The following is a 22,526-nucleotide window of genomic DNA, read 5'->3' as shown; positions in this document are numbered from 1 at the left end:
AATCGCGTCAGGAGAAAGATTAAGCATGCAACCGATCCTTATCTACGACACCACACTGAGAGACGGCACCCAGGGCGAGAACATCACCTTCACCGCAGACGAGAAGCTGAAAATCGCCAAACGTCTGGATGAAATGGGAATCCAGTACATCGAAGGCGGCTGGCCCGGATCCAATCCCCGGGATATGCGCTTTTTCGAACTGGCCAAGCGGGAAACGTTTGCCAATGCCCGGATTACCGCCTTCGGCTCTACCCGCAAGCCGGGTATCCGCGCAGCCGATGATCCCAACCTGAATGCCATCCTTGACAGCGAAACACCGGCCGCAGCCATTTTCGGCAAAACCTGGCCCCTGCATGTCACGGCCGTCATGGAAAACACCCTGACGGAAAACCTGGCCATGATTGCCGACAGTGTGGCGTTTCTGAAAGAGCGTGGACGGGAAGTGATCTACGATGCCGAGCATTTCTTCGACGGGTACAAGGACGATCCGGATTACGCGCTGAAGACGTTGATGGCCGCCTTTGACGCCGGTGCCGACTTTATTGTTTTGTGTGACACCAACGGCGGCACCCTGCCCCATGAACTGGAATCGATCATGCAATCGGTCAGACAGGCGTTGAAACCGCAAACCGGAGGATCGCGTCCGCTGAAGCTGGGCATTCATTCCCACAATGACTGCGGCATGGCTGCGGCCAACTCTATTTCAGCGGTGAATTGCGGTGCGGTGATGGTTCACGGAACCATCAATGGTTATGGCGAGCGCTGCGGCAACGCCGATCTGACGACAATTATTCCGATCCTGTGTGCCAAAATGAACCGGCCCTGTATTCCTGCCGAAAAACTCAGCGGCCTGAAAAGTATCTCCCGCTATGTCAGCGAGACCGCCAACATCGTTCCCATCAACAGTCGTCCGTTTGTGGGCCGCAGTGCCTTCGCGCACAAGGGCGGCATTCACGTCAGTGCCATCATCAAGGAGCCCCGCGCTTACGAGCACATGGATCCTGAACAGGTGGGTAATCAGCGACGGGTCCTGATGTCCGACCTGGCCGGCAAAAGCAATGTGGAGTACAAAGCCAAGGAGATGGGGGTCGACTTGTGTGCCAACGGCTGCGACAGCAAGGCCATTGTTGCCGCCATCAAACAGATGGAAGAGGAAGGCTACCAGTTCGACGTGGCCGACGGATCGTTTCAGATCATGCTGGAAAAATTCACCGAGCAGTTCAAACCCCTCTTCGACCTGGAGTCGTTTCGGGTAACCATTGAAAAAGACAAGGATTTTCCCTGTTCGGCCCACGCCACCATCAAAATCTCGGTGGGCGACAGTCATGAGATCACCGCCGCCGAAGGCCTGGGTCCGGTCAGTGCCCTGGACAATGCCCTGAGAAAAGCCCTGGGCAACTTCTATCCCGATCTGGACACCATGAAACTGGTCGACTTCAAGGTCCGTGTGGTCGACGGTCGCGATGGAACCGAGGCCAAGGTGCGGGTTTTCATCGAGTCCCGCGACCAGGATCAGATCTGGAGTACCATCGGCGTTTCCGAAGATATCATCGAGGCCAGTTGGCAGGCCCTGGCCGACAGCTTTCAGTTCAAACTGGCCAAGGAAGCGGCCCGGAAGAATCAGGAATCGCCGGGTGTGCATGCCGGCAATGAGCAACCGCCGGCTCCTGTATCGTGCAATCTATAAATTCAAACGCATCCGCGGCGGTCGCCAAATCGGCAACCGCCGACTCACCTGCAACCCGATTCGATCAAGGACTCAACATACAATGCAATTTATCAAGGAAGGTACCAACGCCGCGGGATTCGCCAGCATGCATATCCCGCGGCCCATGCTCGGCATTGTCTGACAAACTTTTATGATCGGCAGAATAGGTTGTCAGTAATCAACCACGCAAACAGACATGCCCCATGAAGGAGAAAAGCAATGCCCGAGCGAGTAAAAATATTTGACACCACTTTGCGGGACGGTGAGCAGAGCCCCGGCGCCAGCATGAACACCAATGAGAAGATGCGGCTAGCCGTGCAGTTGGAAAAACTGGGTGTGGACATTATCGAAGCGGGTTTTCCCGCAGCGTCCGAAGGCGACTTTGAAGCGGTTTCGGAAATTGCCAAACGAGTAAAAAACAGTGAAATCGCCGGCCTGGCGCGAACCAGCAAGCAAGACATCGACCTGGCATGGGGCGCCGTCCGGCATGCTGCAAAACCGCGCATCCACACGTTCATCGCGACCTCGGACCTGCACTTGAAATACAAACTCAAAATGAACCGTGAAGAAGTGCTGAACGCGGCCGTTGATGCCGTTAAATACGCCAAATCCCTCACCGACAACGTGGAGTTCTCGGCCGAGGACGGTTCGCGTAGCGACCGCGATTACCTGTGCCAGGTGTTCGGGGCGGCCATCGAGGCCGGCGCCACCACGGTCAACCTGCCCGACACGGTGGGATACGCCATTCCCGACGAGTTTGCCGAACTGGTGAAATACGTGATGGCCAACACGCCCAATATGCACAAGGCGACACTCAGCGTTCACTGCCACAACGACCTGGGACTGGCCACGGCCAATACGATCGCCGCCATCCAGGTCGGTGCCCGGCAGGCCGAGGTGACCATCAACGGCATCGGCGAGCGGGCCGGCAACACCAGCATGGAAGAGGTGGTCATGGCGCTGCAGACGCGCCAGAATCTCATGCCCTTCGAAACCGGCATTCAAACGGCGCACCTATACCCGACCAGCCGCCTGGTGAGCATGATCACCGGTATCATGGTCCAGCCCAATAAGGCCATCGTGGGCGCCAACGCTTTTGCCCACGAGGCCGGCATTCATCAGGACGGGGTATTGAAGAACCCCATGACCTACGAAATCATGAAACCTGAAACCATCGGTCTGAGCCGCAACCAGTTGGTTCTGGGCAAGCATTCCGGCCGCCATGCCCTGCACACCCATCTGAAGGGGCTGGGATACGATCTGTCCGAAGAAGAACTGAAGATCGTCTTCAAGCAGTTCAAGAATTTGGCCGACAAGAAAAAACATGTTATGGACGAGGACCTGGAAGCCCTGGTTACCGAAGGCGTGCTGCGAACGGCGGAAGTCTTCTCCCTGGAATACCTGCATGTGACCTGCGGCACCACCGTCATGCCCATGGCCAGTGTCAAACTGGCCATCAACGGCCGCTCCGTAAAGGGCGCCAACTACGGCAACGGTCCCATTGATTCGGCTTTCAACACGATTGCCCAGTTGACGGGTGCCAGCGCCGAACTGCTGCGCTTCACGGTCAGTGCCCTGACCGGCGGTACCGATGCCCAGGGCGAGGTGACCGTGCGCCTGCGGGAAAACGGCCTGGTAGCCCTGGGCCGCGGTTCCGATCCGGACATCATCACGGCCAGCGCCAAAGCCTATATCAACGGGTTGAATCGGCTGGAATACCTGAAGGCGCATCCGTTGAAGGCGTCGCAGACCTTGTAGTTTCTGGATCATCACGGGAATGAAAAAGGCGGGCATCGTTTGCACGATGTCCGCCTTTTTTTAGACAAACCGTTTCAGGAGGGTTTTGTCTATTTCTTGAATTTCTTCCGGCTGGCTCCGGCCAGGCCGACGAGCCCGGTGCCCAGGAGCAGCATGGTGGCGGGTTCGGGAACGGGGGCCGTTGCGCGGATAAGGTAGTCCTGTTCCCCGCCCAATGTTGCCAGAAACCAATTGTTTGTATAATCATTGGATGGATCAAGGGCAGCATATTCAGCAGCAGCTAAAATATCATATATGTCTTCCACCAAAAGCATATCATCAACGTTTTCGATTACCTCTAAATACCACCAGATGGCCAATTGGGCTAACGTCTTCTGTTCACTCTCCCAATACTCTTCCGCGATCCAAGCAACCACTTTGTTGGTATAATCATCAGAGGCCAGTGTGTATAAAGAGTATTCAATCTTCGGACCCAAATGGGCGGCTTCATCTTCAACGCAGAAGATTTCCACGGGGGTATCACTTCCATTAGCAAACGCTTCGTAATCTGTATAGTAGTTGTGAACAGAATCATCGTCGAGAACAACCTTTTCAGTTTCAGCAGCGTTTACCGAAAGAACCAAGGTCACCGTTCCTAAACATTGGTCAGTAGTGATCGAATTAGCGGACGCAACAACAGGGCATAATAAAAAAATAGATATAAGTACAGCTACGCCTAATTTTCTCATTTGTTCCTCCCAATTTATGAATTTTTATCTTAAAATCGCTCTATTCCTCTATATCAGCGATAGATACAGCAAATTGCACACCAACAATAATAAAAATTCATATTTATCTCTTTGCCAATAAAAAACAAAATGTTGCGCAAGCACAGCGACTTTATTTGGAAAGTTTAACGAAGAGGACTTACCCGATACGGACAGAAAGATGAGGAATAAAAAGGATACTTATTGGGAAAGTATGTAAGATTTTTCACATTCAGGATCGCCGAATTATACTGCCACTGCACGACCGCTTTGAGATTTCAACAGTTTTGGAGAGAAAGGAGAGTCTGATGGGCTTGCATCTATACTGCTTTAGCCCAACACCCCGGTAACCAGGCTGCCAATCAGCTTTTTGACGTCATCAATGCCTTCCTGCCTCAGCCAGGCGGCCATGCCGTAAATGATTTCCATGGTACTCGTGGGATTGACGAAATTGGCCGTACCCACCTGAACCGCCGTGGCGCCGACCATCAGGAACTCCAGCGCATCGGTGGCGTTCATGATACCGCCCACGCCGACGATGGGTATCTTTACTGCCTGGGCCACCTGCCAGACCATGCGCAAGGCAATGGGCTTGATCGCCGGCCCGGAAAGCCCGCCGGTAATGTTGGCCAGTTTCGGTCGTCGGGTGGAAAGATCCACGGCCATGCCGGTGATGGTGTTGATCACCGAGAGGGAATCGGCACCCGCGTCTTCGGCCGCCCGCGCCATCACGGCGATGTCGGTGACATTGGGGGAGAGCTTGACCATCAGGTGTTTGCTGGTTTTCCGGCGAACCGCGGCGACCACCTCGGCAGCGATCCTGGGATCCGAACCGAAAACCACCCCACCCTCCTTCACGTTGGGACAGGAGATGTTGACTTCCACCCCTTTCACGGCTGTTGCCGACTCGAGGCGTTCGGCCAGACGGGCGTATTCATCAATGGTCTTGCCATAGATATTGGCGATAACGGGCGGCCGCAGGCTCTGCAGAAAGGGCAGCTTGTCACGCACAAACGCATCGATTCCCACATTTTCAAGGCCGATGGCGTTGAGCATGCCGCACTCCGTCTCCACAATCCGCGGCGGCGGATTGCCCTTGGCGGGCGTCAGGGAGAGCCCTTTGACAATGATTCCGCCAAGGCGGTTCAGGTCAATGTAGGGCTCGAATTCGCGGGCATAGCCAAAGGTTCCCGAAGCGGTCATGACCGGATTTTCGAGCACGAGGTTGCCGATGTCGACAGTCAGATCGGGTGTGTTCATGGGCGTTAATGGACTTTCTGGTTAGCTGTATCGGGTTCGGTTTTCAATGTGCGCAGATTGGTGTTGATCCGCGCCTTGAAAACTATAGACGAGTCCGGATGTTTGATCAACCCGCAGTTGCGCTAACGCCAGGGTAACCGCATTTGGCAACCTCTATGGAAAACCGTTGTCGCAGGCATGGCCAGCTCTTACAACGCAACCCATTAAACAGCCATATCGTAAGAACGTGTAGGAGCGGTCCTTGGCCGCGAAAAACAGAAAACCGTCCAAATGCGGTTACCCTGGCGCTAACAACCGAATGGGGCTGCTTCCAGCGTCTGCGGTTTTGTGCTAATGATTCAAAATTGCCCCACCTGCCCCACCAAATTGGAAATTTTGCTTTTTCTCTGCCAAAAACTACCGATATGCTGTTGAAGCCAAGGAGAATGATATGCATGTAAACGTTGAATACTGGCACTGGCTGGTGTTCGGAATGATTTTGATCATGGTGGAGATCTTCATCCCCAGCTTCACCATTTTCTGGTTCGGCCTGGGTGCCATCCTGGTTTCCGGTTTGATGCTGATGGCCAAGGGACTGAGCTTTTCCTCGCAACTGTTTGTCTGGGCCATCGCATCCTGTGGCTTTACCTTTCTATGGTTCAAACTAAAGTTTCCCCTTTTTGAAAGCAGCCCGGCGGGGTGAGTACTACTGAAGAATATTAATATTTCCTGTAATAACAGATGGTTAGCAAAATGGCGGTCGCCTGTAACCTATTGAAATCATTACAGATATCGGGACCGATTTTTGGCAATATGATCAAATATTTAGTTAATACAGTATGTTAATGTTGATTGCGAGGCTCGGTTGTGGTATGTTTCTTCTTCCACAAACAAACAACCCAACCGGAGGCCTCGCATGCTTATCCTACACGACATCCTTGAAAAACTCAAAAACGAATTTGCTCAGTCCAGTAAAGGTCAGGAACGGGGAATATGGTTCGTATACACGATCGTGGCGATCATTGTTCCTTTCGCCTCATCGAGGACCTCAAACATTCTACGGTGCTTGAAGACGGTGTTCGGCTTTTCCGGGATCAGTCGTAAAAAGTTCTATACCTTCATGGCATCCCCACGGATTCCATGGCAACGGTTATGGCCCACGCTGTGGAAATTGATTCCGCTGCCAACGACCGGTGGGCGGTTAATGCTGGCTCTGGATGACAGTATCAACGCCAAGACAGGCAAGAAGATTTTCGCCTGCGACAAGGTTTTCGATCATGCTGCCAAGCAAAACCAGTCCAGGTATCCGTGGGCCCAGAACATCGTTGCTGTGGGGTTGTTGAAGATGATCAAGGGACGTTGGGCCTGTCTGCCGCTGAGTTATCGTTTCTACCTCCTGAAGAAAACCATCGAACGAATGAACCGTGACAGCAATGGACCGGAAGTGACATTCAAGAGCAAGCTTGCCATGGCGGTCGACATGATCGGTGAGATTGCCGCGGTGTTTCCCAGAAAACGGATTGTCATCATCACCGACTCATGGTTCGGCAATGGCGGCCTGTGGAAGCCATTGAAAAAACAGTTGGGCATATGGGTGGATATGATTTCCAGGCTTCGATCCAACAGCACAATATTTGAACTGCCGCCACCTCCGACCGGACGACAAGGCCGCCCGCGTAAATATGGCCGCAAGCTGGGGAATGCGGCAGCGTTGGCCGTTCGATTCAAATCGCTGGCAAAAGAATACATCGTCAACCTGTATGGCCGCAACCGGAACATCGTAGCCTATGAACGCGTGGTGATGCTCAAGACCATCCGATGTGCGGTCAAGGTGGTCTGGGTCTATCGTAAGACACAGTGGGTGGCACTTTATTCCACCGACCTGTCCCTTTCGGCTGAGCAGATTATCGAATACTATGGGGCCCGCTGGAAGATCGAAGCCTTATTCAAGGAATTGAAAAACGACATCGGCAGCGCTGACACGCAAAGCCGTCATCCGCAGGCCGTCAGCAACCATCTGCACTTTTGCATGCTGGCGACCACCGTCGCCTGGATTTACGCCAGCCGGGTCGAGAAAACGCCATCTCGCCGGCATGCCGTCGGCGGCCGCCGTCATTTTGCCTTTTCGGATGTCCGCCGATCCGTTACAAAGGCCGCGATGGACAAGGATTTTGGTAGGCTCTTCCCGGTGCCACGCAAATCCGTCTTTAATTCTCTCGTGGACGTACTGCTGCGCATGGCGGCTTGATTGAATTTAGGAAACTTTAGGTTCAAATACATCCGGCCGAAAATGACCGACCGGACAAAAGCCGGGATTTCCCGTGAAGCCGCGATCGGTGAAACCGGCCAGGTGATTCGCCAGCCGGGACAGGGAAGCCGGGGCATGGTCCGTTTTACCACGCCGCTGCTCGGCGCCGAAGAGTGGCCGTTTATTTGCGATACGACGGTCGGCGTGGGCGACCGGGTCAGTGTTGTCGATATTTCCGGCAATACACTGGTGGTCCGGAAGCGATAGCCCGTGCCCATCCGTCGATGGGCATTGAAAAACGATTCTCCGTCAACCAATATCTTATATCATGGAGGAAATATGGAAACCCTGATCATCGCTCTTATCTTTGTCGTGCTTGTCATCGTTACCCTCGTACTGGGGGTCCGCATCGTTCCCCAGGGCAGCAAGCATGTGGTTCAGCGGCTGGGCAAATTTCACAAAACCCTTGGTCCGGGCCTCAACATCATCATCCCGTATATCGATACGGTAGCCCATAAGGTGACCACCAAGGATATTGTTCTGGACATTCCATCCCAGGAGGTGATCACCCGCGACAATGCGGTGATCATTGCCAACGCCGTGGCCTACATCAATATCATCTCGCCGGAAAAAGCCGTTTACGGCGTGGAAAATTACCAGATCGCCATCCAGAATCTGGTGCAGACATCACTGCGCTCCATTGTCGGTGAAATGGACCTTGACGACGCGCTCTCCTCTCGGGATCAGATCAAGGCCAAACTCAAAACCGCCATTTCCGATGATATCGCCGACTGGGGCATTACCATGAAGACCGTTGAAATCCAGGACATCAACCCTTCCCCAACCATGCAGGCGGCCATGGAGGAACAGGCGGCCGCCGAGCGTCAACGGCGGGCAACGGTCACCCGGGCGGATGGGGAAAAGGCCGCCGCCATTCTTGAGGCCGAAGGTCGCCTGGAAGCATCCAAACGGGACGGTCAGGCCAAGGTTGTTCTGGCCGAAGCGAGCCAGCGGGCCATTCAGAAAGTCACCGAAGCCATCGGGGAAAACGAAATCCCGGTCATGTATTTGATCGGTGAAAAATATGTGGAGTCACTCAAAGCCCTGGCCACCTCCCAAAATGCCAAAGTGGTCATGATGCCGGCAGAGATTCCCGCGGCCATTCGTGGGATTCTGGGCGGAAGCAAATAAGGGTCTGGAATGATGATACGCCTTGGCAAACCATCCGCCACCGATCCGGATCCAGTTGAACTAAACAGGACGATCGACGCTGCCCGGAAGCGAATGGATCTCTTCTTGGACAGCATCCAGATTCTCTTTTTCTGTTTGCGCGAATATACCCTGGATATCACCGAAATCGATGCCGAAGCGTTCAAACACGTTTTGCAACGGCTTCAGGCACGCTTTCAGTCAGAGGAAAAAACCCGGACCATCGCCACCCACCTCGAGCGAGATAAAACCAAAATCCTGGATCATATCCAGCGGCAGAAAACATATCTGGCAGAGCGCGAAACCGAATTTAGAGAGATCATCGACCTGATGACGGCGGCCATGACCGGACTGGACGATGGAAACCGCGATTTTTATACCTCCATTCGTTCCCAGGGTGAGCGGTTCGACGCAATCACCCGACTGGACGATATCAAACGCATAAAAAACGAAATGATCCGCGAAGTCGACAAACTGCGGGAAATGGTCAGACAAAAGGAAAACCAGGATCAAAAAGCCTTGGAGGCGCTTTCCAGTCAGGTGGAAGTCCTGAAACAAGAACTCAGTCGCGCCCGGCATTCGGCCAATACCGACGCTTTGACCGGCGTCAACAACCGCAAGGCATTGGACCATTATTTGGCGGGACTGGTCGATCGCAATTGTGTTAGCCGGACGCCCTTCTCCCTGCTGATGATGGATCTGGACGATTTCAAGCAGTTGAACGATACCTATGGTCATACCGTCGGTGACCGGATGCTGCTTGCCTTTGCCGAGAAATGCAAAAGTGTTATCCGAAAAGACGATTTCCTCGGCCGTTACGGCGGAGAAGAGTTCACCCTGGTTCTTCCGGGTGCATCCCTGCGCCATGCCACCAAAAAAGCAAAACAGCTGTGCCAAACCATCGCCGCGGGCAGATACGCCGCCGATGACACGCCGTCCACTGATGTGCTGTCGGTTACCGTCAGCATTGGCGTCGGTTGCTACCGGAAAGGGGATACCGTAACAAGCCTTATCGACCGCACCGACCAATGTCTCTACGAGGCGAAAACCAATGGCAAGAACCGGGTTGTCTCTGAGTAAAAAATTGTTTTTTGTTGATTGCACTGTTATTATTTGACATACGGATTTCCCTCCGATAAATTTCATTGCCATGAAATTATTGGTTCGAATCGTACTCTTTTTTAGTATTTTCAGTATATTTTCAAATTTGGCAGCCGCCCATGACATTACCGTGCTCACTACCATCTGGGCGCCTTATGCATATGAGGAGAACGGCAAGCTTACCGGGTTGAGTACGGAAATTGTCACGGCTGTTTTGGACCGGGCCGGACTTTCAGCGAAATTTTATCTCTACCCGTGGAAACGGGCAATCGTGACAGCCGCGGATCAGAAGGACGTTTTGATCTACCCCCTTATGAGAATCAAAGAGCGGGAAAATAATTTCATATGGGTGGCGCCGGTATTCAATGCCGAAATATCCCTGTACAAACTAAAGAAACGAACAGATATCACCATCACCTCACTGGATGATGCCAGAAAATATACCATCGGGGTTCTCCGGGGCGCGGCAATGCATCAGCACTTGTTATCTCACGGCTTCGTGGACAATCAACAACTCAGGATATTTGGTTCAAATCGGAAAAGTGTCGAACTGCTGTTTAAGGAACGGATTGATCTGATAGCGGATAATCCCATGGTCGTCAGTTATGAAGCCCAAAAAGTGGGGTTCTCCATGACCGAAACGCAAAAGGTGCTTCATTTATTCGAAAACGAAGCTTATATGGCTTTCGGTAAGGGAAGTTCGGAAAAATATGTTGAACGCCTAAAAAAGGCACTCGAGCACCTCAGATCAGAAGGCACAATCGAAACCATCTGTGAAAAATACAGATAGCTTTGCAAAGGTTGTTGATCTATTCCATTCATCGCTTATTTTAACCTCCACAACCGCCATTGAATCGACACGCATACCAAGAGTCCCTGGCTGCCCCGGTTCGGACCATCGCCACAGCGGTTGACAGGACGACGTCATTAAATAGCAACGAAAAGGAGGATCGCATATGCAAAGCACACCCGTCAGAATTGAGAACCTGATGAAAGTCCGTCTGAATATAAAAACCGCCGATGCGGAACACCACGATGTTGTCGGTACACCGTTCACGTTTATCTACGGCGTGGGTTTGGAAGGCATTACACCCTTTGAGAAGGCCCTTTTCGGAAAATCCATTGGCGACCGGATCCACATGGAAATCCCCGCTACGGCGCATTGCGAAACCCTCGGTCACCTGGAACTGCCGATCGGTGAGCAGACCGGCATTCTGGCACCACGCACTCTTGAAATTACCGTTACCGATATTTCACGGCCTGCTGATCGGGAAGTGGTCAAGGCCATGGCCGGCGGCAGCAGTTGCAGTGACTGCGGGTGCGGATGTGGGGCCCATTAGGCATACCAGGCTCTGGCGGAACTGGATCGAAGTGATGTCCGTGCAGCGTTATAAGCTTGATTTGTTTACAGGAAACCCTTATACCTACTTGCGTTTCTGATAAAGCTAATTCACGACACCCATTGCACCGGCCGGCCGGAGACCTTCATGTATCGCGAAAACTATATCACCGCGCTTCGTACCGAACTGCTGGAGATCGTCTCCGAGCAGCTCACGCCGGTGGCCATGCGTTATGGCTACAGCGAAGTTCCCCTCGAGACCAATATCAAATGGCGCCCGCAGGTTCTGGTTCTGGGCAACTATTCCTCGGGAAAGTCCACACTGATCAATGAATTTCTGGGGGTAGAAATCCAGGGCACCGGCCAGGCGCCCACCGATGACTCCTTTACCATTATCACTTTTGATGAAAACGAACCGGCCGACTCTCCGATTCAGGTTACCGATCAGCGCGATGGCAAGTTTCTGCTCAACGATCCTGAATATCCGTTCGAAACCCTAAAAAGACACGGGCTCCGGTTTGCTTCCCATTTCAAACTGAAAAAAGTCAATTCACCCTTTCTGAAGAATCTGGCCATCATCGATACCCCCGGCATGCTCGACAGCATCACCGAACGGGATCGGGGCTACAATTACCAGGATGTCATCGGTGACCTGGCTCAAATAGCCGATCTGGTTCTGGTGCTGTTCGATCCCCACAAGGCCGGAACGGTTCGCGAAGCACACACCAGTCTTCGTGATACCTTGCCGGCCAAAACCTTTGAAGATCGGGTGTTGTACGTTCTCAACCGCATCGATGAATGCGCGTCGATGACGGATCTTCTGCGGGTCTACGGAACCTTGTGCTGGAACCTCTCACAGATTACCGGCCGCAAGGACATCCCCATGATCCACCTGACCTATTCCACCGCAGCGGCACAAAAAAGCGGACGATCCGATGATCCCCAGACGGGTTACCTGCAATACCTGGAAAACCAGCGCGAAGAGTTAAAAAAAGCGGTTCTCCAGGCCCCCTGCCACCGGTTGGACAACCTGGCCTCATTCGTGGAAACCCATGGCGAACGATTATGCCATTTTCTTGAAGGCATGATCAGCTTCCGTAAAAAAATACGCCAATTCCGGGCAAAATCCTTTTTCAGTGCGCTGGCCGGGTCCTTGGTCGGCGGTGCGGCGGCCTGGGTCGCTCTGATCAGCTTCACGCCATTTGGCGGACTCGATCCGGTGCTCCAGATCACCGGTGCCGGGCTGCTCAGTACGTTGCTTTTAATTGGCTGGCTCGCAGTGGTTCAGAAATACCTTTCCGCACGATTTCTAAAAAGATGGCTGCGGCAACTCGACCTGCTGACCCCCCTGCCGAACCAGACCCGCCGGGACAGTTGGGCATCGATCCGTGACCTGCTCTATGTCAATCTGAAAAACAGCGGTGGCAACTATAGTCTGACTCAGGTCGTGGGCGAATACGCAATGGTCAAAGAGATCCATGATAAAGGCTCCCGCGAAATCCGTGAGGCTCTGAAGGAACTCAACGGAATGACGCTTGACGACGATACCGATCCAAACGCCGCGTTTCCATACTGGGCCGCACCGGCAACACCTCCGGGTACCGACATCGAGGATTGATCCCGAACGCCATCGATCATATCTGTGTTGACGCCCCCCAAAAAGGGTGAGTCCGGCCACATATCCGCATTTTCTTGAAATTCCCCAGGTGGTCCACTTGTCTCCCGCCGCTGCCTGCGGTATAGTCTTTTTATTGAGCATATGATTAGGAGGTAATGAATGGTAAAAAAGTCTTGTCTGGGGCCCGAAGCCCTGCTTTTTCCTACCCCGTCCGTTCTCGTCGGCACTGTGGTTGACGGCCGTCCAAACTTCATGACGGCCGCCTGGTGCGGTATCGCTTCATCCAAACCGCCGGCCATTTCCGTCGCCGTTCGCGGGGAACGCCATACCTTAAAAGGGATTTTGGCTAACGGTGAGTTTTCCATTAACGTACCTGCCGCCGGTATGGCGGCTGATGTTGATTTTTGTGGCATCTACTCCGGGCGCAAGGTGGACAAATCAACGGTATTCGAGCTTTTCAACGGCGATCTGGCCAATGCGCCCCTGGTGGCGGACTGTCCGGTCAACCTCGAGTGCCGCCTTCGCCATACACTGAATCTGGGCGCCCACACCCTTGTTGTGGGTGAAGTGATCCAGACCCATGTCACGGAGTCCTGCCTGACCGACGGCAAACCCGATGCGGTCAAAATCGATCCGCTGGTTTACTCACCGGGCAGTGGCTATTATCAACGCCTGGGAGAAATTGTGGGCAAAGCGTTCTCCATCGGCAAAAAGAAAGATAAAGGTGCATAATGAACAACTTCAACCCCGAGCAGGCGCTGAGTGAAACGCGGCGTGAGTTCGGCGAGCATGGTGGGGTAACCCCTTCCATTTCCCGCTCGTCGACGTTCACTGTCATGGATCCGGAGACCATGCCGGAAATTTTTGGCGGTGTTCGGGGTCCTGAAGAAGGCGGCTGCTTTCTTTACAGCCGCCATTTCAATCCCACGGTGGATATCCTGGCCCGCTATCTGTCGGCCATGGAAGATACGGAGTTTGCTGTTTGCACCGCCAGTGGCATGTCCGCCATCTCATGCAGCCTGCTTCAGCTTTGCCGAAGCGGGGATCACATCGTTGCCAGTGACACGATATATGGCGGCACCCATGCGCTGATGGAGGACCTGCTGCCACAACTGGGGATTAGCACCACGTTCGTGGATTCGGCTGACCCGAAAAATTTCGAAACGGCGATTACTCCGAAAACACGGGTCCTGTTTACGGAAACCATGGGCAACCCCACTTTAAAATTCTGTAACATCCCGGGATTGTCCAAACTGGCCAGGCACAGGGGAATCACCTTGGTGGTGGACAATACCTTCACTCCCATGATGATCTCTCCAGCCCGGCTGGGCGCCGATGTGGTGGTCTATTCCATGACCAAATTCATCAACGGTGCCAGCGATCTGGTGGCCGGCGCCATATGCACCACCAAAGCCATGATTCATCAGCTCATGGACCTGCACACCGGACGGGTCATGCTGCTGGGACCGACCATGGATCCGCGGATGGCCTATGACATCATTCAGCGCCTGCCCCATCTGGCCATGCGCATGCGCGAACATTCCCGTCGCGCCCTGGCCATCAGCCGCCGGCTGGAGACCCTGGGCGTGCCGGTCGTTTATCCCGGACTTGAATCCTTTGCTCAGCATCAGCTGGCCACGGACCTGATCAACAAGGGGTTTGGCTACGGCGGCATGTTCACCATCGATTGTGGAACCCGTGAGCGCGCCGACGATCTGCTCGACGGGCTGCAAAACAAAGAGGACTTCGGTTACATCGCCGTCTCCTTGGGCTACTTCGATACGCTGATGTCCTGCTCGGGATCCAGCACCTCATCCGAAATCAGCGAAGCGGACCAGCGCAAAATGGGTCTTTCACCCGGACTGGTCCGTTTTTCCGTGGGATACACGGGCAGCCTTGATCAGCGCATCCAGCAAATTGAACGCGTTGTCCGGGCCGTGGGTCTGGCAAGCAAATAGAAGACTTGGGCTCGGCAGAGCTATTTTATAGTATTTAAGATAATGTTTTTGGCAAGGCCAGAGGGAGGAAGCCGTATTGTAATACTGCGACGATCGATAACGCAGCCCAAAAACATTATCTTGAATGCTATACATTGACACTGCTGCGGGTTTGGTGCCCGCCGGCGGATTCACTGGAATGTAAAAATGAAAAGGAGAAGAAGATGGGAAGTTTTCTGTTCGTACTGAGCAAAGATGACAACGAAGCGTTCACCCGATGCTGCCAGTTCGCTAAAATCGCCCATTCAAAAGGCCACCACGTGGACATGTTCTTTATCGATAGCGGTGTCAGCTGGGCCGATAAAAATCGGGATCTGAACAATAAAACCGTCACCGGTGACTGCCCTGCCGACTACCTGCCCTACCTGGTGGAAAATGAAGTCAAGGTCGGCATCTGCACCCCGTGTGCGAAAAACCGCAACATGGATGAGGCCAATTTCTATTCTAACATGCAACTTGACGGTGGACCGCATCTTATTGATATGGCGGCGGAGGCCAAGGTGTTTAACTTTTAAGGCAGACACAAATCGCCCCACGATTGAAAACACGCATGGGCAAGCCGGGAGGATCACCGATTGTCGGTCCCCCTCCCGGCTTGTCAAATACCCTCACAAGGCGGTTTTTACTCCGACACGCCAGAATTCGGCTGCTTTTTCTTCAGACTTTCAATCACCTTCACTTCAATTGCATTTTGAATTTTCATATCTGAGACGTCATAAGTGACTGTGGCGCGGCAAGGCAGATCAATTAAGCCAAGCACCGGTATCACTTTTCCTTTGGAATTGACCAGTTTTGTTTTTTCCGTAATACGAAACTGACCTTGATCACAGGTAAAATCATCCTCGGTCGTATGGGTGATCGTAACGGTGACCGTTTTTGTCACCCCGGTACCGGCGATCAGCCTCTGCGGGCTTAAGGCCAGCAGCGCGATTGTGAGAAAAAGGCCCACGATTTGGTATCGATTGAATGTTATCTTGTTCTTGCGCATGAAAAGTCCCTTGTTTCATTTGTTGGTTAACATGGGGAACGCTTTAAGAAATCCACCCGGCCCAAGTATTAATCATGGATTCGCAATCCAATTGGTCAGCCCGCTTTTAATGGGCAAGGCCGTTTGGATGTCAATGGTGAGAATTTCACCGGTACTCAACTGCAGGTACGCTTTCGCACCCGTGGTCCCGCCTTCCCTGCCCACATGAATACCGGCGCTCGGAGGCGGAGCGCCAACGCTGTCGCTGGTCAATTTTACATTGACGGAAGAATATGTCTTTCCATCATAGGTAATGGATTCACCAGTCGAATCAAACACATTCGAGGTGTAGGCCGTTCCGGTTTCATAATAGACGCCATAATAACCGGTCGTTCCGCCAAATCCGCAAACATCCGCGTTGGGCACGAAAGTCGGGGTGAGTACGATCCCGCCCAATACCGAGCTTTTGGATACGACCCGCTCGGAAGGATCGGCCGAGACTTCCAATTCCCTCAACCAACCATCCATCCCCCGCACATCGTCAAGCAGCGTGCTGAAACTGGAAGTGGCGAGTGACCCGCCATAGGGAGTTCCGCTGCTGGTAAAAACGTACCCGGCGGTAGTCACCGAATAGTCGGTGGCATCGAAAAGGTCGCTGCTGGTCAGGGATTTTGACGAAGCGAAATTGTGGTAATAGTTCCCATCATAGTCTTCGTTATAAAACGGATCCTTGATGCCGATTATGTATTCCTGGTGCTGCGTGGTCTTGTCCGCCTCTCTCAAGTAACGCCCGGTACCGATGAACACCCAGGCATTGTCGTAATCATCCACACTGAGTGCTGCCGGTGCCGTAAATGGTGCATCCGACGTGTAAAGCGTTGTTGGTGTATACCATGTGGTCGGATCCTCGTCATAGACCGCATCTGGATCTTCCGTAGTTGTATTCCAATCACAGGGATTGCATGGGACGGCCACCTTGTACAGCTTTCCGGTGAACGTCTTCGGGTCTTCACAGGTGGCGCTGGCGCAGTAGGTTTCGCCGAAATAGATGGCATCGACACTGTAATTTAGGTTTTTGTCCAGAGAGACCGGCGAGTTGACGAAGGCGTAATCCTCGCCCAGCTCAAAGAGCCAGTCATCGGTGCCACTGGTAATTGGCTCGCCGGTGGCCAGATCCACGACGAACAACTTCCCTGTTTCGGTGCTCGTGCCATCATAGGTCGTGGGGCCGGATCCGAATACGGCAAACCATGAGTCTCCAACCTTGACGATGGCCGGCGAAGACTGGCTCAGATTGAGCCCGTCGTAACTTCGCTCCCACATGAGCACGGGGCTTCTGGGCTCGGTGATGTCCATGCAGATGTAGGTGGGATTGAAATAGCGGATATCATCGACACCGTCGTCGTCCGTATCGAATTCATTGGTCCAGATCTGCTTGCCCCCCAGGTTGAGGCCGACGATCAGGAACGTACCCCAGTTGTCATCCAAGTCACCATCTGAATAATGTGTATTATCGTCGAGAATCTTGGCATCGAATACCTTGGGTTTCATATCCACATAATAGACATGGGTATAATCCGGATCTGCCAAGAATTTCAGGTGGGGTAATAGGGCATTGGGGATGTAAGCCCACAGTTCCGATCCCAGCGCGGTGCCATCGACCTCGCTATAGGTCTTCGCCGAACTGTCATAAATACCGGAAGTGAATGCGTGCAGCATGCCGTCATTGGCACCCACATAGATCGCCGTCTCCCTTCCTTTGAAATTGTCGTAGTAATCCTGATACGAACTGTCCGAATAGATCGTATGGTAGTTATCCGGCGGTTTGGCCACGCTGACCGGGGTGGAGTGGACGATGTCGCCCAGTTTCCACACATAATTATTATATTCCGAATCGTTATCGCTGGGATCTTCGCGGTATTCGTCACCGGTAAAAAACTGCCCCGTTCGATTGCGCAGGGAAGGCGCACCGTCACTATCGAAATAATCGGTTCCACGAATATATTCGATCAAGGTGTCCACACGTGTGGCATGGTCGCTGCCCAGATAGGCAAATCCATAATCCTCCGACCCGTTGATTACCCCCAGGTAGGGCGTCAGCGCCGTGGCGTTGGCCGTGTCCGTGGTGAAGGCGATCACCTCACCGGCTCCGTCAAAATTGTCGTAGCTGGTTTCGTCCACCACGCCATCGTCATCGTCATCGATATAGGTAAAGATATTACGATCCACGGTATCCGTCATCGCAAGCTGCTTGCCTGCCTCAAAGAGCGGGATGATTTCGCCCAGGTCCGCGGTTTCATAACTGCTCGCTAAATCGATCCCCTCATCCGTGCAATATTCTTCGACAGTGGTATCACAATCATCGGGGTCGTCATAAGTGGGGTGCTCCAGATAACGGATAATCCGTGTTTCATTGGTTTCATCATCAAATTCGTATTCAACGATTTTGTCCAGATTTGTCACGACGTCGGGATCCGTGTCAAGCGTCAGGTCATCATCCGAATCTTCTCTCAGGTTGCCACAGGCATCCACCCAAAGGGACTGCATAAACCCCATCCAGGTAGAATCGACCGGAATGTCATTACCCTTGAGTGTGGTTGCAAATGTGGGTTTGAAGTAGGCCTGAACCAGATTACCTTCACCCTCACTGTTGGTGGCCAGCACGGAGGCAGCGGTTCCCGATGCGGAACGGGCCAATATCCCACGAATAGCTTTGCCAAGGGCAGATTGGAGCTTCGCACCGTCCGAGGCTTCGAAATAGGTATCGGGAAGCCCGTCGCCATCCTCGTCCCATTCCAGTCGGTCCGCTGCGTCGTCAGTGTATAGTCCGTCTGGGGCGTTATCGCTGTCCCGGTCCTTGAATCCCCCGTTCTTGGCCGCCTGCTTGATCAATTCACGGGCGTCCTCGTCCTGACCAAAGGCGTAAACCGCATAAAGGATCACATTCTGGGTGTCTTCAATGTCTGTACGAATGTCGTGGGTACGGGCCCATAGGGCCACGTCCTTGAGGTAGTCTGTCCCGCCTGAAGCGTATTCACACCCGGAATAGGGATATGCCTCGTTACAGTCACCGGAAACTTCAGGCCCGACAAAATCGTTGGCCGCCGCAATGCCGTCGGCATAGTCGCGAACATCGTCGACTCTGGAATCCTTGGTGGAAGCACCATCGGTAATCAGGAGAACAAAATTCTTGGCGCAATACGCCGAACCGTCAAACGGGTCGTCCCCCACCGTTTTGGGGTTATTGTAATAGTTGAGGGATTCGTCGATCGCTTCCTGTTTGAAGTACTTGACTGCCGTGTAATAGGCTTCGGCCAATGGAGTCCAGGTGTCCGCGGCGGTGTTCTGAAAATCGTTGATAAAGTTTTCGGTGACGCCATCGGCAATCGGATTGGAGATCACGCCGCCGTTACCGTTGTTCTGGGCGTCATCGCCGTTGTTGTTGAACCAGAGGTTGCCCCAGCGAGCGGAATTGCCATATCGTTGCAAAACACCCACTGTGGTGAGGCCGTTACCATCCAGATCAGCAAAGTCGTTGGGCTCTTCTTCCGCGATTTTTTCGACCACAATGGAAAAAGTTCCCTGTGAAACATTGGAGCTGTTGTAAACAGTAAAATTCCCACCGTCGACGTAATACGTATAGTCCCCGGCAAACTGTGTTATGCCGCTGGTACCGGTGCCGTCGTACTCTTTTTTATAGGACCTGCTCGATCCGGAATTCTCACCGGTCAGCTTCTGTGTACCGGTCGTGGTGCGCGGGTTGGCAAGCCCGCCCATCAGCACCTTACGGGCCACGTCGATCCGGCGCATGGTGATCCAGTTGAGGAAGTTGCCATCCCAGGGGCCGCTGTCATCCCTCGAAAAAATACTATTGGCGTAGGAGTAGTTTGAATCGGGATCAAAATAGCCGTAATACTCCTTGCAGCCATCGAACACCACATGCAACACAGGGGCATTGCTGGAGCCGGAATCGTATGCCCTTGCATCGCGTTTTCCCGTACCGGTAATTTTAAAGCCGATGGAGGATCCTGCCACCCATCCATTCCGGTCGACGATTGCCTGGATGAGAGAGGTCAGGTCCTCGGTCTGGTAGGTGCTACCCGACGTCCAAGCCTCCACGTCATTCCATTCCACAGTGGTGGAAAGGTATGATCGGGATGAGATATCGATGGTTCCTGTGGTGTAAGTCCCGGCATCGTCGGTGTCTTCAACGCTGATGATCAGATCTGTATCCGCCTGTGGTGTCGAACTGTTAGCATAAGCCGTAAATTCAATGTAGGCTTCGGTGACTACTGCGTTTTTCGGAATCTGTACATTGTAAAAGCGCAATCCAACTACCGACGGGCCATAACCAACGTTGGAAGCATCGACGTAAAAATTTCCCAAGTCCAAATCACTGTCATTATAGTAGGTATTATCACTGGAGTTGTCCGCTTCCTCTTCCGCATCGTCCGAAGACTGATAAACCGACATATCGGCGCTGCCGCAGGCATACCCGTCAGCGCTGGTAAGCGACCCAGCGCTGGTGAACACGCCGTATGCGGGGTAGTTCATACTCCCCGAGTTGTCCATCATGATCATAATGTTGGGAGGAATTTCACTGGACATGAACAGCGGATAGGACGTGTAATCGGCAATGGCCGGCTCGGCGGCAGATGCGGCCGTGAACCCTGCGATGCTAACCATTAATGCCGCCAGGATAGCAACAATAATATTTTTTACGCTATTCATTATAACCCCCCTGCTACGCCAATGACTTTGCGATAAGTGGCCGCCACATTGGACTGGCTGTTCCGCGGCCCGGAACCAACGGAATCCAGTGCGTAGAGAATGCGGACACCGCCGGTCGAGCCCACCCCGATGCCCTCGGCGCCGCTACCGAATTCAACGCCGCCGCCGGCAACGTTCTGCTGCCCGGTACGCTCGATGTCGACTTCAACGGTGTCATCATAGCTCCCGGCGCTGAAACTGATATCCGCATCATCGTCAGAGCTATCGTATCCCATGATTTCATTGAACAGATCGGTTGTATCATCATCATTGGTTGAATCACCATCTGCATCATCAAATAAGCTGAATCCAAAAGAATCAAGTTCCGTAGAGGTTTGTTCCGTGCTCTCATTGATGGTTCTGGAAATCAGCTTAGGAACCACGTAAACCCCGCTGTCCGCATTGGTGAAAGCGATCTTGTGGAGCTGGTCGTTGGTGGCAATCTCGTACTCCACGGTGGTGGTGTTCATGGCCCATATGCCCATAATGGTCAGGGTGACCAGAATCAACAGGGCGGCAATGATCACCGACCCGCTTTCGTCGGACGCCATTCTTTTTATTGAATCGTGCATGGTCTTCTCCTTAAACGATATTGGGTACCCTGTTCTCCAAAACGATAGTACGCGTCTCGCTGCCTACGGTCTTGGTTACTGTAACGGTGACAATCTTGTAGTTGTAAATATCCGTGGTACTATCAGGACTCACTTCTTCGATATTCAAGGAGACCGAAAGTGGTCCATCTTCACCATTTTCGTCGATTTGACCGTTATAGTTATTATCCACCCCATCGGCGTCTTTATTTAATACCCAAAGTGATCCGTTTTCACCGCCCTCGTCAATTTCACCGTCATTGTCATTGTCCATACCATCCACATCCTGAGACAACGAAGATGACGGAGCAAGTTTATTGTAGGCGGTAGTCCCTCCCATCCCCTGAACCAACAGCCGTTCAACCTGACCCAGCGCCCATTCGCTGCTATAGGTAACGCTCTGGGCCCTGGTGTTGCCCTTGGCGGCGTTGAGCTGCATGCTCCAGACGGCCAGGATGCCGATACTGAAAATGGCCATGGCGATCATCACTTCAACAATGCTGAATCCGGCCTGTTCCAATTTTGGGTTTAGGTGTTGTTTGCGTTTTTCCATGGATTGTCTCCTGCCCTGTTGATCACATTCCCATGTTGCGGCACCAGACACTCGTGCTCAACAGCGTGCGCCGGGCGGTGTCGTTTTGTGCGCTAAGAATTGTATCCCCCAATGAATTTTTATACGTGGTCGTATCGGTCTTTTTGTAGGCCATCACGGGATCGTCGGCCCGGGCGACGATGGAGACCTGCACCAGGCGGATCGAAGCCAGATCTTTTTCGGTCAACGTACCGGCGGCCGGATCGACCCGATTCATATCGCTATCAAAGTATACAAAATCAACTGCGTCGATGTTTTCGGCCATCGGCTGTAATGTGCCTGCCGTACCTGTCGCTCGTCCGAGGTCACTTCCGTTTAACGCATATCGGATAACCTCGTTGCCGTCATTACAATCGCCGTTTCCATTAGCATCGATCTCAAATTGAAAGCTGGTGTCGGTGGCCACCAACACCGTCGAGTCGGCCCGCGATGTCGGGTCGTAACCAGCCATCTGGATTTCCGCTTTCATTACGTACATCGCCGCTCTGGCGTTCTGGTGCATATCGACCACACTTTGCTGGGTCAGATGCGAACGCAGCTGGGTCTGGTAGGTCGAAAAGATACCCGCCATCACGATGCTGCTGATTACCAAAGCCACCATGAGTTCGATCAAGGTAAAGCCGTTATTATTTTTCAGGCTCATT

20 protein-coding genes are annotated in these 22,526 nt (G+C 53.0%); 13 read left to right on the top strand and 7 right to left on the bottom strand.

Translation table 11 applies throughout. The features are described 5' to 3' along the window. Nucleotides 1-25: 25 nt before the first annotated feature. Both cimA and GN112_RS03090 read left to right on the top strand, forming a co-directional pair. Nucleotides 26-1,687: a citramalate synthase gene (cimA, locus tag GN112_RS03095; protein WP_155308890.1), complete on the top strand. Its 1,662-nt coding sequence runs from the start codon at nucleotides 26-28 to the stop codon at nucleotides 1,685-1,687. Nucleotides 1,688-1,927: 240 nt separating this feature from the next. Beyond that, a complete protein-coding gene (locus GN112_RS03090) occupies nucleotides 1,928-3,466 on the top strand; it encodes a 2-isopropylmalate synthase (protein ID WP_155308889.1) in 1,539 nt (512 codons plus the stop codon). 89 nt (nucleotides 3,467-3,555) lie between these two features. On the opposite strand, the gene GN112_RS03085 is transcribed toward GN112_RS03090, so the two are convergent. Together GN112_RS03085 and GN112_RS03080 are read right to left on the bottom strand one after the other, a co-directional pair. Then, nucleotides 3,556-4,194: a PEP-CTERM sorting domain-containing protein gene (locus tag GN112_RS03085; protein ID WP_155308888.1), complete on the bottom strand. Its 639-nt coding sequence runs from the start codon at nucleotides 4,192-4,194 to the stop codon at nucleotides 3,556-3,558. Between the two features lie 348 nt (nucleotides 4,195-4,542). After that, complete coding sequence (locus tag GN112_RS03080) at nucleotides 4,543-5,472, bottom strand: dihydroorotate dehydrogenase (protein ID WP_155308887.1); 930 nt, start codon at nucleotides 5,470-5,472, stop codon at nucleotides 4,543-4,545. Between the two features lie 430 nt (nucleotides 5,473-5,902). Here GN112_RS03080 and GN112_RS03075 point away from each other — a divergent pair, with 430 nt between their 5' ends. The 11 genes from GN112_RS03075 (at nucleotide 5,903) to GN112_RS03025 (ending at nucleotide 15,478) form a co-directional block, all read left to right on the top strand. Beyond that, a complete protein-coding gene (locus GN112_RS03075; protein WP_155308886.1) occupies nucleotides 5,903-6,154 on the top strand; it encodes an NfeD family protein in 252 nt (83 codons plus the stop codon). A 213-nt stretch (nucleotides 6,155-6,367) separates the two neighbouring features. Further along, nucleotides 6,368-7,699, top strand: coding sequence for an IS701 family transposase (locus GN112_RS03070; RefSeq protein WP_155308529.1), 1,332 nt, complete (start codon nucleotides 6,368-6,370; stop codon nucleotides 7,697-7,699). A 42-nt stretch (nucleotides 7,700-7,741) separates the two neighbouring features. Then, nucleotides 7,742-7,966 (top strand): NfeD family protein, encoded by a 225-nt coding sequence (locus GN112_RS03065; protein WP_155314114.1) that lies wholly within the window; start codon nucleotides 7,742-7,744, stop codon nucleotides 7,964-7,966. A gap of 72 nt (nucleotides 7,967-8,038) precedes the next feature. Beyond that, the gene (locus GN112_RS03060) at nucleotides 8,039-8,890 is read left to right on the top strand and encodes an SPFH domain-containing protein (RefSeq protein ID WP_155308885.1); all 852 of its coding nucleotides are present in this window, start codon (nucleotides 8,039-8,041) and stop codon (nucleotides 8,888-8,890) included. A 9-nt stretch (nucleotides 8,891-8,899) separates the two neighbouring features. Beyond that, nucleotides 8,900-9,988, top strand: a complete 1,089-nt coding sequence (locus GN112_RS03055) for a diguanylate cyclase (protein WP_155308884.1) — start codon at nucleotides 8,900-8,902, stop codon at nucleotides 9,986-9,988. 70 nt (nucleotides 9,989-10,058) lie between these two features. After that, complete coding sequence (locus GN112_RS03050; RefSeq protein WP_155308883.1) at nucleotides 10,059-10,799, top strand: substrate-binding periplasmic protein; 741 nt, start codon at nucleotides 10,059-10,061, stop codon at nucleotides 10,797-10,799. A 166-nt stretch (nucleotides 10,800-10,965) separates the two neighbouring features. Further along, nucleotides 10,966-11,349, top strand: a complete 384-nt coding sequence (locus tag GN112_RS03045; protein ID WP_155308882.1) for a peptidylprolyl isomerase — start codon at nucleotides 10,966-10,968, stop codon at nucleotides 11,347-11,349. A gap of 147 nt (nucleotides 11,350-11,496) precedes the next feature. Continuing rightward, nucleotides 11,497-12,966 carry a dynamin family protein gene (locus GN112_RS03040; RefSeq protein WP_155308881.1) on the top strand — a complete coding sequence of 490 codons (1,470 nt, stop codon included), beginning with the start codon at nucleotides 11,497-11,499 and terminating at the stop codon, nucleotides 12,964-12,966. A 159-nt stretch (nucleotides 12,967-13,125) separates the two neighbouring features. Beyond that, complete coding sequence (locus GN112_RS03035) at nucleotides 13,126-13,698, top strand: flavin reductase family protein (protein ID WP_155308880.1); 573 nt, start codon at nucleotides 13,126-13,128, stop codon at nucleotides 13,696-13,698. After that, nucleotides 13,698-14,924, top strand: coding sequence for an aminotransferase class I/II-fold pyridoxal phosphate-dependent enzyme (locus tag GN112_RS03030; RefSeq protein ID WP_155308879.1), 1,227 nt, complete (start codon nucleotides 13,698-13,700; stop codon nucleotides 14,922-14,924). The genes GN112_RS03035 and GN112_RS03030 overlap by 1 nt, the downstream gene beginning before the upstream one ends. Before the next feature lie 203 nt (nucleotides 14,925-15,127). Further along, on the top strand, nucleotides 15,128-15,478 hold the full coding sequence (locus GN112_RS03025) for a DsrE family protein (RefSeq protein WP_155308878.1): 351 nt from the start codon (nucleotides 15,128-15,130) through the stop codon (nucleotides 15,476-15,478). Between the two features lie 107 nt (nucleotides 15,479-15,585). On the opposite strand, the gene GN112_RS03020 is transcribed toward GN112_RS03025, so the two are convergent. The 5 genes from GN112_RS03020 to GN112_RS03000 form a co-directional block, all read right to left on the bottom strand. Then, nucleotides 15,586-15,951: a hypothetical protein gene (locus GN112_RS03020; protein WP_155308877.1), complete on the bottom strand. Its 366-nt coding sequence runs from the start codon at nucleotides 15,949-15,951 to the stop codon at nucleotides 15,586-15,588. A gap of 72 nt (nucleotides 15,952-16,023) precedes the next feature. After that, nucleotides 16,024-20,661, bottom strand: coding sequence for a pilus assembly protein (locus GN112_RS03015; RefSeq protein WP_155308876.1), 4,638 nt, complete (start codon nucleotides 20,659-20,661; stop codon nucleotides 16,024-16,026). Then, the gene (locus tag GN112_RS03010) at nucleotides 20,661-21,272 is read right to left on the bottom strand and encodes a pilus assembly PilX family protein (protein ID WP_155308875.1); all 612 of its coding nucleotides are present in this window, start codon (nucleotides 21,270-21,272) and stop codon (nucleotides 20,661-20,663) included. Before GN112_RS03010 ends, GN112_RS03015 begins: the two co-directional genes overlap by 1 nt. A 10-nt stretch (nucleotides 21,273-21,282) precedes the next feature. Beyond that, nucleotides 21,283-21,843, bottom strand: coding sequence for a prepilin-type N-terminal cleavage/methylation domain-containing protein (locus GN112_RS03005; protein ID WP_155308874.1), 561 nt, complete (start codon nucleotides 21,841-21,843; stop codon nucleotides 21,283-21,285). Between the two features lie 22 nt (nucleotides 21,844-21,865). Next, nucleotides 21,866-22,525 carry a prepilin-type N-terminal cleavage/methylation domain-containing protein gene (locus GN112_RS03000; RefSeq protein WP_162458752.1) on the bottom strand — a complete coding sequence of 220 codons (660 nt, stop codon included), beginning with the start codon at nucleotides 22,523-22,525 and terminating at the stop codon, nucleotides 21,866-21,868. Nucleotide 22,526: the final 1 nt, after the last annotated feature.

The organism is Desulfosarcina ovata subsp. ovata (assembly GCF_009689005.1).
GTDB lineage: Bacteria > Desulfobacterota > Desulfobacteria > Desulfobacterales > Desulfosarcinaceae > Desulfosarcina > Desulfosarcina ovata.
Note: the sequence above shows the minus strand (reverse complement) of the source record. Positions and strands in the feature narration are given on the sequence as shown.